This is a genomic window from Moorella mulderi DSM 14980 (genome assembly GCF_001594015.1).
In the GTDB taxonomy this organism is placed as follows: Bacteria; Bacillota; DSM-521; order Neomoorellales; family Neomoorellaceae; genus Neomoorella; species Neomoorella mulderi.
In genome coordinates, this window is sequence record NZ_LTBC01000002.1 from 1 (window position 1) to 16,227 (window position 16,227).

Consider the following 16,227-nt stretch of genomic DNA (forward strand, 5'->3'; position numbering starts at 1 on the left):
ACGAAGAAAAAGTGCACCCTGGTTCTTATGAACCCATGTGCAATCCCATAGGCCAGGCCAAGCTTTTAAATGCGGCCGGGACCGATTTGAACGTGATTGTCTGCCTGTGTGTAGGGCACGATACCTTGTTTATCAAGTACTCCGAGGCTCCGGTGACAGTTTTGGCGGCTAAAGATCGTGTTTTAGCGCATAATCCTTTGGGTGCGGTCTATGCAAGCCACTATTTTCAAAAGAAATTAAGCAGTCATCGCTTGTAAGATTTTTGTGGCCCTTATCACTGGCAGCCGTTTCTCCGGTGTTGGTCGCGGTGCTTGTTGCCACCGGGTGATTTTGCCGAAAATATTACCGTCCAGGGCATTAATTTAGAGGGGATAAAGATTGGGGGAATAATGATTGCTCTCATTTCTCCCTCGGTAAGATTTCGCCGTGAGTGAGCCGAACTCCCTTTGGTTATATTTTAACTGAGTGATCGCGGACTGGACCACTGGGTCCACAGGGTATACCGGAAACGGGTATGCCTTCCCAGGGATGTCAAAAAAATAAGGGGGAGTAGGCCCCCCTTTCTTTAATGCAGGTGGAGTGATTTTATCTCCTGAAGGAGTTTTTCACCATCGTTAATATGTTCCTGTAGATGGTTTATCCTGGAAGGGTCGGCGTTGGTACGCCGCAATTCTTCTAGTTCTACTTTATGGGCCGCTACCGATCCCTCTACTTCCCTGTATATATCCATAGCCCGTTGAAAACTGATCCCTCTCACTCTTTCTTCTTCAAATCTGTGCCTCAGACTGGAACAGCTCATAATTGTTTCCCTCCTATCCAAGATATCTTTGTCACCTTTATAATGGACAACTAACCCCAAAATATACGGAGGCAAGTTAGGGGACACTGCTCTAACTGGATGTCACCATTGTGAACCATGAGCTGATAAATAAAGATGGTTTTGAGGTTATCAGTGCGTCAGTGATCTTCTTTAGCTATTGTCCTACCTGTCGTGAATAAAAGATTGCCATTGTGGCAGGAATAAAAAAGCGTGATTCAGTTACCTGCACGGGAGTTTTTACTTGACATTATTTTGAGGGAAAGCTATATAATAATAATGCAAATGCAAATCAATTGCATAAGGAGGCCGGGAATTGTGAAGTTTTCGCGGGGATATGGCAGTGTGGGCCTGGTTTTACTGATTTTAAGCCTTATCTTTTTTACCTCCGGCTGCCAGGCGGCGAAGGACCAGCCCAGCCCGTCAAGTAGCGTAGCCGGCCCGATAAAAATTTATACTACCTTCTACCCGCTTTATGATTTCACCAAAAAAATTGCCGGCGATAGAGCCATAGTAGAGAATTTACAACCGGTAGGCGTAGAACCCCATGGGTATGAACCATCACCCCAGCAGGTTGCTTCAATTTACACTGGTAAATTATTTATTTTTTTAGGTGAACCTATGGACCCCTGGGCCAAGAAAATAGAGGGCCAGCTCAAAGCGAAAGGGGTTATGACCCTGGAAGCGGGTAAGGGCCTTATAGAAAATAATGACCCGCATATATGGTTGGACCCTGTCCTTGCCGGGGAGATTTCCCGGCGTATATTTGAAGCGGTAGTAACGGTCGACGGGGACAATAAAGGGTATTATGAAAAAAACCTGCATGAGCTGGAACAAAAATTTGCCGTGCTAGACCAGCAGTACCGGGAAACCCTGGCTGGCGTGGCCAGGAAAGATTTTGTAACCTCCCATGCGGCATTTGGCTATCTGGCTAAACGATATGGCCTAAAGCAAATACCCATCAGCGGGCTTTCCCCCCAGGAAGAGCCCTCGGTGCAGCAGATGGCAGAGCTTATTACTCTTTGCCGGAGCAAAGGTGTAAAGTATATCTTTTTTGAAACCCTGGCCAGCCCCAAACTGTCCGAAACCCTGGCCCGGGAAACAGGAGCCGGGACCCTGATCTTAAATCCCCTGGGCGGGCTCACCCCGGAAGAGATAAAAGCTGGCGAGGACTACTTCTCCATAATGGCTAAAAATTTGGCCTCACTGAAGAAAGCCCTCGAGTAGCGTTAACAGGCCTCATCTTCAGGAAGTTGGTGACAGCATGGCCTATCCGTACAATAAACGGGAAGTAGTCCGGTTGGTGGATGTTACCTTTGCCTACAACGGTAGCCCTGTTCTCGAGAGAGTCAACCTGGCGGTAGAGGCAGGGGAATTTTTGGCTCTTATTGGCCCCAACGGTGCTGCTAAATCCACCTTGCTCAAGATAATGGTGGGACTCTTACGACCAAAAGTTGGGGAAGTAAGGCTTTTTGGCCAGGATATCAGGCGCTTCCGGGATTGGCACAGGATAGGTTACATTTCCCAAAATGCCAGCCATATCAACACGTCCTTTCCCGCAACCGTGGCTGAGGTGGTGGCTTCGGGATATTACAGCGGCTTAAAGGGGTTGTTTGAAGGGAGCACAAGAAAAAGAATGGTTGATGAGGCGCTGGAACTGGCAGGCATAAAGGAGCTGGCCGGCCGCCTGATCGGGGAACTTTCCGGAGGCCAGCGCCAGAAGGTCTTCCTGGCGCGAGCCCTGGTAAAAAGGCCGGCGGCCCTGTTTCTTGATGAACCTACTACCGGCATAGACGTTTCTTCCCGGGAGGAATTTTACAGGCTCCTGGCGCATTTAAACCGCGAAAAGGGTCTGACGGTAATTATCGTTACCCATGATATAGGAGCTGCTTTTTCCAGGGCGCAAAAGATAGGCTGCGTGCGTGACCGTGGCGTTTATATCCACGAAAAGCTCAGCGAAGTGGACCAGGACCACATTGCCGAGGTGCTGGGTTACCGGATAGGGGAGAACCATGTTTATCTTTAGCTTCGATTTCATGCAGCGGGCGTTCATAGCCGGGCTGATTACCGCTGTTCTCGCCGCCACCCTGGGTGTTTTTATAGTTTTAAGACGCCTGTCCCTGGTGGGAGATAGCCTGTCCCATGCCAGCCTGGCCGGCGTGGCCGGCGGCATGCTTTTAGGTTTTTACCCCTTTTATGGCGCGCTGCTGGCCGCCGCCGGCGCCGCCCTGCTGATTGAGTTCATCCGCCGGGCTTTCCCCCGATATGCTGAAGTAGCCTTGGCGGTAGTCATGTCTAGCGCCATGGCCCTGGCGGTGGTAATGATCAGCCTGAAAAAAGCTTTTAATGCCGATCTTTTTTCTTATTTATTCGGCAGCCTGGTGGCCGTATCCCCGGCCGACGTGGCGGTTATTACCGGTGCCGGTATATTTATTCTTATCTCTATAGCTTTTCTTTATCGCGAGCTTTTTGCCATTACCTTCGACGAAGAGGCGGCCCGCCTGGCAGGGATACCAGTAGCCGCCGTAAACATATATTTTACCTTGCTCACGGCCCTTACTGTGGCCCTGGCGGTACGGGTAGTAGGGACGCTCTTAGTATCAGCCCTGATGGTTATCCCGCCGGCAGTCAGCCTGCAAATTGCCCGCAGTTTCAAGGCGGCTTTTGGGATAGCCATCGGTGTGGCCCTCCTGGCGGTCATCACTGGCCTTTATGCCTCGTTTGTTTTTGACCTGGCTCCAGGAGGAACTATTGTTCTCATTGCCTCGACCATCCTGGTAGCAGTCATGGTAGCGAAAGGAGCAATTAACAGGTGGAAATAGAAGAAATGTTAAAGCAAAAAGACCTCAAGATAACCCCCCAGCGCATGGCCATCCTCACGGTACTTAAAAATACGCGCTCGTTCCTGAGCGCCCAGGAGTTGTTTCAAGAGGTTATCAAGATCCTCCCGGGGACAAATTTTTCCACGGTATACCGTAACCTTGATGTACTGCTGGGCAAGGGACTCTTGTGCCGCGTCCCCTCGGATACCGCTGATTTATATGAACTGCGGCGGGAGGAAGGCCACCACCATCACGCGGTATGCAAGGGCTGCGGGGCTTCTATTCCTGTGGATTTTTGCCCTATGGAAAGCCTGGCCAAAGAGCTGGGCAGGAAAGGGTTTCTTCCAACGGAACACTGCTTCGAAGTTTACGGGTTGTGTGAAAGGTGCCGGGATGGGAAGAAATAGTCAGCATGACACAAGAATGGCACCCGCATTGGCTTCCAGGGGGAGGCTGATCTTGCCCCCCTGCACTTCAAAGCAGCGGCCGCTCAAACCGTCCTGCCAGGTCGTACCGCCGGCAATTTCCATTTCTCCTACTGCCAGGTTGATGCTCTGGGTTAAATCGCCGGCATTTAAAATCACGATCACCTTTTCCCCGGCCAGCCGCCGGGCATAGGCGTAAACTTCAGCCCCGTCGTCGGTAAACAGGGGCTGGAAATAACCGCGCCTTAAAGGTAACAACCGCTGCCGCAGGGCAATTAAGCGCCGGTAAAAGTTGAGCAGGTCCTGATTCCAGGCGCGGGGGTCCCAGGGCATGGTCCGGCGGCAGTCGGGGTCCGGGCCGCCGGTCATTCCTACCTCATCCCCGTAGTAAATCAGGGGGGCGCCGGGATAAGTGAACTGCAGGATTAGAGCCGGCCGCAGGTGGGTGATGGCTTCGGCATAGCTGCCGGTATGGCCGGGGAGCCCGGCCAGGCCTTCCTGGAAAGCGGTAATCACCCGCGCCGTGTCATGGCTGCCCACGAGGTTTAACAGGGCAAAGTTGGCCGCCTCCGGGTAGCGCAGGCGGATAAGTCCCAGGAGATAGTCCAGGGTGGAAATGGGAAAACGCCGCCTGGCAAAATAGTCAAGGACCAGGTCGCGAAAGAGATAATTCATGACGCCGTCAAAAAGGTGATTCTGGAGCCAGAAGCGGGCGTCGTGCCAGATTTCGCCGACAATATAGGCCTGGGGGTTGGTTTCTTTTACCTGCCGCCGGAATTCCCGCCAGAAGGCAGGTTCGATCTCGTTGGGTACATCCAGGCGCCACCCGTCAGTGCCGGCCTCCCGCAGCCAGTAGGTGGCGACGTGGAGCAGGTAATTGCGTACCTCGGGGTTGCTGGCTTTCAGCTTGGGCAGGCTGGGAATATCCCACCAGCAGGTATAATTGGGCCTAGGCTCGCTTTTTACTGGAAAACCATGAAAATAGTACCAGTCTTTATAGGGAGAACTGGCCCCGCGAGCGACTACATCCTTAAAGGCAAAGAACTCCGTACCCGTATGATTAAAAACTCCATCCAGGATCAGGTGCATGCCGTTAGCGTGGAGAGACTCCACTAGGCGGCAGAGGGTAGCCGTATCCCCCAGGACGGGATCAACGGCCAGGTAATCGCTGGTATTATAGCGATGGTTGGAAGGAGAAGCAAAGATGGGGTTCAGCCAGAGGGCGTTGACCCCCAAAAATTTTAAATAAGGTATTTTGGCCTGGATGCCTTCCAGGTCGCCGCCGAAAAAGTTTTCCCTGGTGGGGGCTTCACCCCAGGGCCGGGTCCCGGGAGGGTCATTGGCCGGGTTGCCGTTGTAAAAGCGGTCGGGAAATATCTGGTAGGAGACGGCGTCGTAAATCCAATCCGGGACGGTGAAGATATCCGCTGCCGTCCAGCGGTAAGTGAAAGGCCGGACACCCTGCCCGTCAATGCCGGCGAAAAAGTATACCGGTCCCGCACCTTCTACCTCTTGCCTGAAAAAATAACGGCACTCCCAGGGCCGGGAAAGCTCTATTTCTGCCTGGTAATAGAGGTAACGGGGGGTCCGGGCGTAAACATGCATGGGAGCGGTTTGCAGGCCCCGGTCTTCGTAAACCACCTGGCAGTGCTGTTTTTCCCGGCGGCGGGTTTTCAAGCGCAGGAGGAGTTTAGTAGGTGCCAGGGGCTGACAAAAACGCGGGGCAGTACGGTGATGGAGCAAGGCTAGATTTACCTCCTGCCATAGTATTTCATCGAGCGGGTGGCCGGTAAACCGTTAGATTTATTATGCACGAAAATACAGTAAAAAGCAAGGCCCGGTCCTTAAGCCTGATTTAGTCTACAGCGGGCCGTTGCTGGAAATGCAAGGCAAGGCTCGTTAGTGTAAAATTACCGTAGGATGGGCCTCCAGCAAGAAGGAAGAAAAGGCCAAGGTAACGAAATAAGACCTCACCGTCTGGCGAAAGACGGAGCCTTATGCCAATAAGGCAAAACGACTCCAAGAGGTGAGGTCTTATGGAAAAATTAATTCAACATTTATGGGAGAAATTCCTGCTGGTTGGCGAAAAGGTATTGGACGCATTGGAAGGTAAGACTACGTATCCAGAGCTGGAAGTGCAGGTAAAAGAAGCATTGAATTCATTAGGGAACGACATCATGAAGATGGTAATAGAAGGCCAGGATGAATACCTGGTAGAGCATCGGGAAGCGCGTCCGGGGTGGGTTGTGGAACGGCGCAAGGAAGAAAAAAGAGTAATAACGGTCTTTGGTGAAATGGTCTACCAGCGCACTTACTTCTATAACAAAGAAAGCCAGACCTATGCCCACCTGGCCGATACCTATGCGGGCTATAGTCCCCATATGCGAATTGAAGAGCCAGCCAAAGCCATATTAACAGACATGGCGGCCGAACAATCCTATCACCGCAGTGGCAAAGGACCACAGGAGTATGGTTGGGGAGAAAGTGTTAGCGGCCAGACAGTAAAGAATGCCGTAGGAAAGCTAGTCATACCAAAATGGAGTGAAGGAGAAACCTCCCAAGTAAAAAGAACAGTAAGATTTTTATACATCGAAGCAGACGAAGACCACGTAGCCCGGCAGGATAAAAAAGGACGAATGGCGATACCCCTGATTTATGTCCACGAAGGGGTAAAAGAAGTCTGTAAAGGCAGGAAACAGCTCCAGGAGGCCCGTTACTTCAGTGGGCCATATAACACCATTGAGGACCAGTGGTATGACGTATTGGATTATATAGATAACCGCTATGACCTGGACCAGGTAGAGCGGATCTATATTAGCGGGGACGGAGCGCCATGGATTCGGAGCGGCATAGAAATAATACCCAAATCCGTATTTGTCCTCGACCAATTTCATCTCAGCAAATACATAATGGCGGCGGTAGGACCCTACCCCAAAAGGCAGGCAGCCATCTGGAAGCATATAGAAGACGGGAAGCTGGAAGGCGTGCTAGCGGTGCTCAGCGAAGCAGAGAAGGCCCATCCCAAACGACAGAAAGCGATAAGCAGGGCCAAGCGGTATATAGAAAACCAGTGGGACGGGATAGAAGCCCAAAAACGCTACCGGGAAGAATTACTGGGATGTAGCGCAGAAGGGCACGTCAGCCATATACTATCGGCCAGGCTGAGCAGCCGACCCGGGGCATGGAGCAAAGCGGGAGCCGAACAGATGGCGGGGCTACGGGCGGCCAAAGCCAATGGAGTAAACATTCAGGAAATGTATCTAGCCCAGCAGCCGAAAGTGGAAAAAGTCCTTCATCTAGACGCAGATAAATTGCAGCAGGCCAGGAAAAAAATGAGCCGCAATGCAGCGGAGATGCTCCATAACATGCCCATATTAAACGGGCCACAAAGCCCACTGACTAGGGCACTGCGAGCCTTAATACATGCAGCTTAAAATACCCGTTTACCCTAAACAGTGTAGTGGTAACAAAGGCAAGGTCTCGGACCAGATGGTGGAGCTTATTTTGAAAAAAATCCTACAGTGGCTTGACACTATCGCAAGGCTCAAGGAGTTTGACGGGCCAAGAAAAATATGGTACCATATAAAATAAGAAGATAACGAAAATGTATTAATAGGGGTGAAAGGGGTGCTTGAATTTGCGGACGGCTTCCGTCAAAATGCACTGGTTTGTTTACCGCAGGACTTACATACCGTCTACGTTTATTGGGACTTTACCCCTGAGAGAATACAGACCTTAAAGGATTTTTTCAGTATAGTAAAGCCGGAAATGAAGTTAGCCTTACGCCTGCGCCGCCTTGATGCCCTCCTGCCAGAGCAAGAACTAACCTTAACTACCCTTCAACCTGGTGGATGCTATTTTTACAATCTCGAGGCCCATACCGGTTACTACGTCGAGCTTGGCGCCATAAGCCAGGCGGGTGAATTTGTCCTCTTTGCCCGTACCCCTGTACCTGAAACGCAATTAGCCGGTAAAGAGTTTTCCACCTCCAAATTTGTGAGCCAAGGGCTTACCCCGGAGAATGGTTGGACAACCTCTCCAGAGAAGGGGTCATCTGACAGCATTTTTAGCTGGTCCTGATGAGGTTAATTTATGACACAGTAACCCATAGAGCTTTGAAAAACTTTCAGAAAAGATAGACCCCAAGAATATAGGAGAGGGGGCTTCTAAAATGGCTACGCGGGAGGGCTATCCTGCCGGTTACCTGGCCCTTCTTCTTCATGCCCACTTGCCCTATGTAAATAACCTTGAGGCATATATAAGCCTGGAAGAAAAATGGCTTTGCGAGGCCATGACGGAATCTTACCTTCCCCTCATCTTGAGCTGGGAACGCTTGGCTCGAGAGGGAATAAACTTTAAACTCACCTTGTCCCTGTCCCCGACTTTAATCAGCATGTTAATTGACCCGCGCCTCCTAGAGCGTTATGGTCGCTACCTGGATAACCTTAAAAGACTGGCCGCCCGGGAAGTGGAGCGGACGAAATATGATCCTGTTTTCTCCCCCCTCGCTAATTTTTATTATGAGCGCGTCAGTGCCATTGACCGGGCTTTTAAAGAAACTTACCAGGGTAATTTGCTGGCACCCTTAAAAAGATTACAGGAGCAGGGCTACCTGGAAATTATAACTACCTGCGCCACCCACGGTTACCTGCCCCTGATGCTGACCAGGGAATCCTGGCGGGTGCAGGTGCGGGTAGCCTTAGATCTTTTTACCGATATCTTTGGCCGCCGGCCGGCGGGGATGTGGCTGCCTGAGTGCGGTTACACGCCAGGCCTCGAAAATATCCTGCAGGCCGAAGGGATTAAATACTTTATTGTCGCCGGCCACGGTTTGTTAAATGCCGTTCCCGGGGTGGCAACGGCCGTTTATGTACCGGTTAAACTCACCGGCGGAGTGGCCGTTTTTGGCCGGGACTGGGAGACTTCCCACCAGGTCTGGAGCCGGACGGAGGGCTATCCCGGTGATCCCCTGTACCGGGAGTTCTACCGCGATATTGGCTACGACCTGGACTTTAGTTACCTGGAACCTTACCTTATCGGAGGCATCCGGGGTGATACCGGCTTAAAATATTACCGCATTACTGGTAAGACCGAATGCAAGGAGCCCTATGACTTCCAGGCTGCCCGGGAACGGGCCCGGGAGCATGCCCGCGATTTTCTGGCCAACCGGGACCGGCAGCTAGCCTACTGGGCCGGAATAATACCTGATAAACCTGTAGTTGTTGCGCCCTACGACGCCGAACTCTTCGGCCACTGGTGGTTTGAAGGACCAGTGTGGCTGGAAGAAATCCTGCGCCTAGCGGCCGGGCCGGATTACCAGACCGGGTTGACCACCCTGGCTGCTTACCTGGAGCAATACCCGCCCCGCCAGGAGGTGGCCCTGGGGCTTTCCAGCTGGGGAGAAGGAGGTTACAACCGTGTCTGGTTAAATCCTGCCAATGACTGGCTTTATTCTCACCTTCACCGGGCTGAAAAAACCATGGTCAACCTGGCTGCTACTTGTGCTCAACCTACGCCATTGCAGGAACGGGCCTTAAACCAGGCGGCCAGGGAGTTGCTTCTGGCCCAGAGCAGCGACTGGCCCTTTATCCTCACCAGCCAGACAACAGCAGCCTATGCCCGCCGTCGCCTGGAGGAGCATCTGGGCAATTTCTTTAAGATCTGCCGGGATTATCAAGACAACAAACTTGAGGAGGGTTCCTTACGCCGTCTGGAAGATAAAGACAACCTTTTCCCGCGCCTGGATTTCCGTCTTTATCGCCCGGAAGGGCGCGGGCTATCGGTAAATGACCCGCCAGGCAGGGAAGGGCCGGTAATCCTTATGCTGAGCTGGGAGTTTCCCCCTCATCATGTTGGTGGCCTGGGTATCCACGTTCGTGATCTGGCGGGAGCCCTGGCCCAAATGGGGGTTAAGGTCCACGTCCTCACCCGGGTACCAGGCCGGGAAGCGTTAACGACAGTTCAAGAAGGAGTATACATCCACTACCTACCTACATACCAGCAGCCGGAGGTGGAAATTGATTTCCTCTCCTGGGTCCTGCAGTTCAACTTGGCCTTGGCCGACTACGGCCGCGATTTAATAGTTAGCTTGCCGGGAACCCCCTTGCTCCTGCATGCTCATGACTGGCTTGTGGCCTGGGCGGCCCGGGAGCTGCAGGAAGCTTGCGGCGTCCCTCTGGTAGCTACCATCCATGCCACTGAATACGGCCGTAACAGGGGCCTGCATAACCGCATCCAGCGAACTATTCACCAGATTGAGGCCGGGCTGGTGGCCAGGGCCGACCGGGTAATCTGCTGCAGCCGATATATGGAAGAGGAAATCCGAGAGCTTTTCCGGCCCAGGGCCCGGGTAATGGTGATTCCCAATGGAGTCAGGCCTATAGAAGTTGTCGCCAACGCCCGGCAGGGGCACAACATCCTGTTCATCGGTCGCCTGGTTATCGAGAAAGGAGTCCAGGTCCTCCTAGAAGCCCTGGCCGGGCTGCGCGGCCATTATCCGCAGGCCAGGTTGATCATTGCCGGTGCTGGTCCCTACGCCGGGGAGTTAAAGGCCCTGGCCGCCCGCCTGGGGGTGGCCGGGCAGGTCGATTTCACCGGCTTTGTCTCGGAAGCCATCCGCAACCAGCTCCTGGCGCAAGCCCGTGTAGCAGTTTTCCCGAGCCTGTATGAACCCTTTGGTATCGTAGCCCTGGAAGCAATGGCTGCCGGGGTACCGGTGATTGTTTCCCGCACCGGGGGGCTGGCCGAGGTTGTTGAGGATGGTGTAACCGGCCTGTGCTTTAATCCCGGCGATGTTGAAGACCTACAGCGCTCCCTGGTTACCATCTTCCAGGACCCCGAACGGGCCAGGGAACTTAGCCGGCAGGCCCGGGTCAGGGTTGAACGGGACTATACCTGGTCCGCGGTAGCCAGGCAGACCCTGAGCCTATACCGGGAGCTCCTCCGGGAACGCTCGCTGGATGCCAGTTAAATCCACAATCGAAAGGAAGAGCCATATCCTGCTCCTTGCCTAATACAGCGTAACACTTTGTTTCTTTACTTTATTTTGGGAGAGATAAGGATGCATCCAGCCCATTTGTTTTATGTGCAATTACGGTTACCGGAGAAGTTAAGGCCTCTCCAGGAGATGGCCTTCAACCTCTACTGGCCCCGGGACCTGGAAACAGCCTCCCTTTTCCGCCGCCTCGATCCTGACCTGTGGGATGAGACTGGACACAACCCGGTCCTCTTCTTACGCCTCCTGCCGGAGGAACGGCTAATGGCCTGCGCCGGGGATCCCGGTTATACAGCCGAGCTTGACCGGATCTGGCAGCAGTACCAGGCCTATTTGGGGCGCCGGTTTAGCTGGAGCCAGGAGCACAACCTTACCGGCAACCCGGTTATTGCCTATTTCTCAGCTGAGTTTGGCTTGAGTGCCGCCCTGCCTATCTATGCCGGGGGGCTGGGCCTCCTGGCCGGAGATTATATGAAGTCGGCCAGCGACCTGGGCCTGCCCCTGGTAGGCGTCGGCCTCCTGTACCGGGAGGGCTACTTCCGCCAGCGCCTCGACCGCCAGGGCTGGCAGCAGGAGGTTTACCCGCGTTATAATTTTTACGACCTGCCCCTGGAACTGGAACGCCGGGCCGACGGCAGTCCTCTTATCATCCAGGTAGCCTTCCCGGACCGGGAGGTTAAGGCGCAGGTCTGGCGGGCCAAAGTTGGCCGCCTGAACCTCTACTTTCTGGATGCCGATTGCCAGGACAACTGGGAAAGCGACCGTAGTATTACCGACCGGCTCTACGGCGGCGACCTGGAAAAGCGCATCCAGCAGGAAATCCTCCTGGGTATTGGCGGGGTACGGGCGTTGGCGGCCCTGGGTATCGAAGCAACCATCTGCCATTTAAACGAAGGCCATTCGGCCTTCCTGGCCCTGGAGCGCATCCGCCGGTTACAAGAAAAGCACGGCCTGGATTTTGCCGCGGCCAGGGAACTGGCCGCCAGCGGTCACATCTTTACTACCCATACTCCAGTGGCAGCCGGTATCGACCTGTTTCCACCCTACTTGATGGACAAGTATTTCACCGATTATTACCAGTCCCTGGGCCTCTCCCGCCAGGAATTCCTGGCCCTGGGCCGCCAGGATCCCAATAACCAGCAGGAGCCCTTCAATATGGCCGTCCTGGCCCTGCGCCTGTCGGTCTGGGCCAACGGCGTCAGCCGCCTCCACGGCCGGACGGCCCGGAAGATGTGGCAATCAGTCTGGCCGGAAGTCCCGGAAGGGGAGATACCCATCGGGGCTATTACCAACGGCGTTCATACCCTCAGCTGGGTAGGGAGCAGGATGGCCGCCCTTTACGACCGCTACCTTGGCCCCGGCTGGCGGGAAGACCCGGCGGAAGCCGCCAACTGGGCCGGGGTTGAGCACATACCGGCGCGGGAGCTGTGGCAGGCCCACGAAGAGCAGCGGGAAGAACTGGTGGCTTTTGTCAGGAAGAAGCTGGCGGCGCAACTGGAAGCCAGGGGGGGTGGTTTGCTGGAGATTGCCGGCGCCGGTGAGGTCCTGCATCCCCGCGCCCTGACCATTGGCTTTGCCCGCCGTTTTGCTGCTTACAAGCGGCCGGCCCTTCTCTTCAGCGACCCTGAACGCCTGGCCCGGCTTTTCGGCGACCCGCAGCGGCCGGTCCAGGTCATTTTTGCCGGTAAAGCCCATCCCGGTGATGAAGAAGGGAAAAAACTGATCCAGCAAATTGTAGCCTATGCCGGCCGTGAGGAATTCCGTTCCCGGGTAGTCTTCCTGGAGGATTATGATCTGGAGATGGCCCGATACCTGGTCCGGGGGGTCGACGTCTGGTTGGGCAACCCGCGCCGGCCCCTGGAAGCCAGCAGTACCAGCGGCATGAAGGCGGTTCTCAACGGTGCCCTCCATGTCAGTACCCTGGACGGCTGGTGGGATGAAGCCTGGACCCCGGCAGCGGGGTGGGCCATCGGCCGGGGCGAGGTTTACGGCGATGTGGCTTACCAGGATGCCCTGGAAGCAGAACAGCTTTATGACTTGCTGGAAAAGGAGATTATCCCCTTGTTTTACGCTCGCGATGGGGAAGGGTTACCTGCAGCTTGGGTGGAAAGGATGAAGAAGTCCATCCAGACCTACGGGCCTGTTTTTAATACCCACCGCATGGTCCGGGAATACAGCCGGCAGTTTTATGTCCCGGCGGCCGGGCTTTACCAGCGCCTGGAGGCCGGGAGGCAGGAGAGGGCCAGGAACCTGGCCGCCTGGAAGAGCAGGGTGCATGCAGGTTGGCCCCAGGTGCGAGTGGAAAGGGTAGAGGATGACGGGGGGAGGGATCTGGCCGTTGGGAGCATTCTAACCGTCCGTGCCTGGATTTTTTTGGGAGCTTTGCAGCCTTCGGATGTAAGTGTAGAAATCTACCACGGGTCGCTGGATGCTGGGGGTGAAATTATAGCTGGAGAAAAGGAAACAATGAATCTAGTTCAGGAAACTGGTGAAGGCAGGTATTTATACAGCGGGGTGATTTCCTGCCGCCGGGCCGGGCGCCAGGGCTATAACGTGCGGGTGTTACCCTGCCATGTTGATCTGGCCCATCCTTTTCAGACTGGCCTGATCCTGTGGGGATGAAAATATATTTCCAGGGAAAGGGGGGAATATATTATGCTGGCCAGGGATATTATGACGACGGATGTAATCGTGATCAACGCCTCGGCCCGGATTTACGAGTTGACCAGGTTGCTGGCGGAGCACAAAATCAGCGGGGTACCGGTATGCGATGACGGCAATCGCGTGGTGGGAATGGTCACGGAAGGGGATTTGATCGGTTTAAAGAATGGTAACCGGGTGCGGGACATTATGAGCCGGGAAGTCATCGGCGTTGACGCCGAGATGCCAGTAGAAGAGGTGGCCGCTGTTTTACATGAAAAGAAAATCAAACGGGTACCTGTCTACAGTAACGGCCGCCTAGTGGGCATTATTAGCCGGGCCGACATTGTCGCCGCCATGGCCAGGAGATAATTAATCAATAAGGCAACCGAGAGGGCTATGTCTTCGTTAGTAAAAGAGTTGCGTCTTTTGTACCGGCTATGCCGGTTGTATGGCGTGGAGCCTGCCTATCGCGACGTGGAGGGTAAACTCCGGGCAGCCGGGCCGGAGTCGTTACTGGCGGTGCTGCGGGCCCTGGGGGCGCCGGTGGCGGGCCTGGCTGACGTTCCCGGCGCCCTGCGGGAGCGGCGGCTGCAATACTGGCGACGTTTCTGTGAGCCGGTAGCTGTAGCCTGGTCCGGCCGGCTGCCACGCCTGGAACTGCGCCTGCCCGTCCGGAGGGCAGCCGGGCCCCTGGAGTGCAGGCTGCGCCTGGAAGACGGCCGGTTGTGGCAGCTGGTAAGCGACCCGGCCCGCCTGCCTCTTATCCGGGTTACCGAGGTGGAAGGGGTAGCCTTTGAAGCCAGGCAGCTCACCCTTCCCGCCAGGCTGCCCTGGGGTTACCACCACCTCCATTTGCGCCTGCCGGGCCTTACCAGGGAGGTATTGATTATTGCCGCCCCCTCCCGGGCCTGGTACCGGGCAGCAGGCCAGGGGGAACACCTCTGGGGCTGTTTTTTGCCCCTCTATGCCCTTCATTCATGCCGGAGCCTGGGGGCCGGGGATTTCGGCGACCTGGAGGTCCTATCCCTCTGGGTCAACAACCTGGGGGGCAGCTTTACCGGCACTTTACCCTTACTGGCGGCTTTCCTGGATGAGCCCTTTGACCCCAGCCCTTACCAGCCGGTCAGCCGCCTCTTCTGGAACGAGTTTTACCTGGATATTTCCCGCCTGGAAGAGGTACAGCAGTGCCAGGAAGTGCGGGACTTGCTAAACTCGGCGGCGGTCCAGGAGGAGATAGCCTCTTTGCGGGCTGCGCCCCTTGTCGACTATCGCCGGGGGATGGCCCTGAAAAGACGCCTGTTGGCCCTCTGTGCCCGCATTTTTTTTACTGGCAACACCGGCGGCCGGGCGGAGATGGAAGCCTGGCTGGCAGGCAACCCGGCAGCCCGGGACTACGCCCGTTTCCGGGCCGCCGTCGAAAAGCAGCACGCCACCTGGCCGGAGTGGCCCTCCCGGATGCGGGAGGGCTGCCTTAAAGAAGGCGATTACGACCCGGAAGCCATGCAATACCACCTGTACGTCCAGTGGCAGGCCCACCGGCAGGTACAGGCCCTGGCGGCTCGCGCCCGGCGCTCCGGCCCGGGCTTATACCTGGACCTGCCCCTGGGGGTCCACCGTGAGGGCTATGATGTCTGGCGCCATCGCCGGGATTTCGCCCTGGCGGCCAGCAGCGGCGCCCCGCCGGATACCTTTTTCCGCGAGGGGCAGGACTGGGAGTTTCCTCCCCTGCACCCGGAGGGGATACGGGAAGACGGTTACCGCTATTACATCGCCTGCCTGCGCCATCACCTGCGCCACGCCGGTATCCTGCGCCTGGACCACGTCATGGGTTTGCACCGCCTCTATTGGATACCACGGGGCCTGGCAGCCACGGAGGGGGTTTATGTGCACTACCACGCCGGGGAATTTTATGCCATCCTGGCCCTGGAGTCCCGGCGCCACAGGGCTATCCTGGTGGGCGAAGACTTGGGAACGGTGCCCGGTTACGTGCGCCGGGCCATGACCAGGCATAATATCAACCGCATGTATGTCCTGGCCACGGAGTACACAGGAAATCCGGACCGGGCCCTGGGACCGGTACCTCCTCGAAGCCTGGCCAGCCTGAACACCCATGATATGCCGCCCTTTGCCGCCTTCTGGCGGGAAAGGCAAAAGAGCGGCCGCCAGCGGGCGGCCTTACCGGTCTTCCTTTATAACCGCGGCTTTTTGCAGGTGGCTACGACAGCCACCGGGAGTCTCCTGCAGGGGTGCCTGGAATACCTGGCCGCCAGCCCGGCGCGTTTGCTCCTGGTCAACCTGGAAGACCTGTGGCTGGAGACGGAGCCCCAGAATATCCCAGGGACAGGCACCGGCTACCCCAACTGGCGGCGTAAAGCCCGCTACAACCTGGAGGAGTTCACCCGGCAGCCCGGGGTGGTATCGCTCCTGCGGGAGGTTAACTACTGGCGCGGTGCTGCTGAGCAATAGCTTCCCTGTCGTAAATAAAAATCTTGACAGACCCCCTAACTTAATAAAAAATATCTAAGA

Annotated in this window: 13 protein-coding genes; 11 read left to right on the forward strand and 2 right to left on the reverse strand. The window is 55.5% G+C overall.

The genetic code is table 11. The features are described from left to right. A partial coding sequence (locus MOMUL_RS03250) for a DUF1847 domain-containing protein (RefSeq protein WP_153018225.1) occupies nt 1-257 on the forward strand: 257 nt, incomplete at its 5' end. Nucleotides 258-565: 308 nt separating this feature from the next. Here MOMUL_RS03250 and MOMUL_RS03255 read toward each other — a convergent pair. Beyond that, nucleotides 566-799 (reverse strand): hypothetical protein, encoded by a 234-nt coding sequence (locus tag MOMUL_RS03255; RefSeq protein ID WP_054935627.1) that lies wholly within the window; start codon nt 797-799, stop codon nt 566-568. 336 nt (nt 800-1,135) lie between these two features. Between MOMUL_RS03255 and MOMUL_RS03260 the strand changes: the two genes are divergently transcribed. The 4 genes from MOMUL_RS03260 to MOMUL_RS03275 are packed head-to-tail and all read left to right on the forward strand — an operon-like array spanning nt 1,136 to nt 4,046. After that, nucleotides 1,136-2,044 (forward strand): metal ABC transporter solute-binding protein, Zn/Mn family, encoded by a 909-nt coding sequence (locus MOMUL_RS03260; protein WP_062281484.1) that lies wholly within the window; start codon nt 1,136-1,138, stop codon nt 2,042-2,044. Between the two features lie 37 nt (nt 2,045-2,081). Continuing rightward, the gene (locus MOMUL_RS03265) at nt 2,082-2,843 is read left to right on the forward strand and encodes a metal ABC transporter ATP-binding protein (RefSeq protein ID WP_062281487.1); all 762 of its coding nucleotides are present in this window, start codon (nt 2,082-2,084) and stop codon (nt 2,841-2,843) included. Beyond that, nucleotides 2,830-3,639 carry a metal ABC transporter permease gene (locus MOMUL_RS03270; RefSeq protein ID WP_062281489.1) on the forward strand — a complete coding sequence of 270 codons (810 nt, stop codon included), beginning with the start codon at nt 2,830-2,832 and terminating at the stop codon, nt 3,637-3,639. Before MOMUL_RS03265 ends, MOMUL_RS03270 begins: the two co-directional genes overlap by 14 nt. After that, on the forward strand, nt 3,630-4,046 hold the full coding sequence (locus MOMUL_RS03275) for a Fur family transcriptional regulator (protein ID WP_062281491.1): 417 nt from the start codon (nt 3,630-3,632) through the stop codon (nt 4,044-4,046). Before MOMUL_RS03270 ends, MOMUL_RS03275 begins: the two co-directional genes overlap by 10 nt. On the opposite strand, the gene MOMUL_RS03280 is transcribed toward MOMUL_RS03275, so the two are convergent. Then, nucleotides 4,047-5,807, reverse strand: a complete 1,761-nt coding sequence (locus tag MOMUL_RS03280; protein WP_062281494.1) for an alpha amylase N-terminal ig-like domain-containing protein — start codon at nt 5,805-5,807, stop codon at nt 4,047-4,049. A gap of 293 nt (nt 5,808-6,100) precedes the next feature. Between MOMUL_RS03280 and MOMUL_RS03285 the strand changes: the two genes are divergently transcribed. From MOMUL_RS03285 to malQ, 6 genes are all read left to right on the forward strand, one after another. Next, nucleotides 6,101-7,498 (forward strand): ISLre2 family transposase, encoded by a 1,398-nt coding sequence (locus tag MOMUL_RS03285; RefSeq protein WP_062281497.1) that lies wholly within the window; start codon nt 6,101-6,103, stop codon nt 7,496-7,498. Nucleotides 7,499-7,691: 193 nt separating this feature from the next. Beyond that, nucleotides 7,692-8,144: a DUF4912 domain-containing protein gene (locus MOMUL_RS03290; protein WP_062281499.1), complete on the forward strand. Its 453-nt coding sequence runs from the start codon at nt 7,692-7,694 to the stop codon at nt 8,142-8,144. A gap of 91 nt (nt 8,145-8,235) precedes the next feature. Continuing rightward, the gene (locus MOMUL_RS03295) at nt 8,236-11,034 is read left to right on the forward strand and encodes a 1,4-alpha-glucan branching protein domain-containing protein (RefSeq protein WP_062281502.1); all 2,799 of its coding nucleotides are present in this window, start codon (nt 8,236-8,238) and stop codon (nt 11,032-11,034) included. A gap of 90 nt (nt 11,035-11,124) precedes the next feature. Further along, nucleotides 11,125-13,680: an alpha-glucan family phosphorylase gene (gene glgP, locus MOMUL_RS03300; protein WP_062281505.1), complete on the forward strand. Its 2,556-nt coding sequence runs from the start codon at nt 11,125-11,127 to the stop codon at nt 13,678-13,680. 33 nt (nt 13,681-13,713) lie between these two features. Beyond that, entirely contained in the window at nt 13,714-14,070 is a 357-nt protein-coding gene (locus MOMUL_RS03305; protein WP_062281509.1) for a CBS domain-containing protein, read from the forward strand. Nucleotides 14,071-14,154: 84 nt separating this feature from the next. Next, nucleotides 14,155-16,167 (forward strand): 4-alpha-glucanotransferase, encoded by a 2,013-nt coding sequence (malQ, locus tag MOMUL_RS03310; protein WP_236712964.1) that lies wholly within the window; start codon nt 14,155-14,157, stop codon nt 16,165-16,167. Nucleotides 16,168-16,227 lie beyond the last annotated feature (60 nt).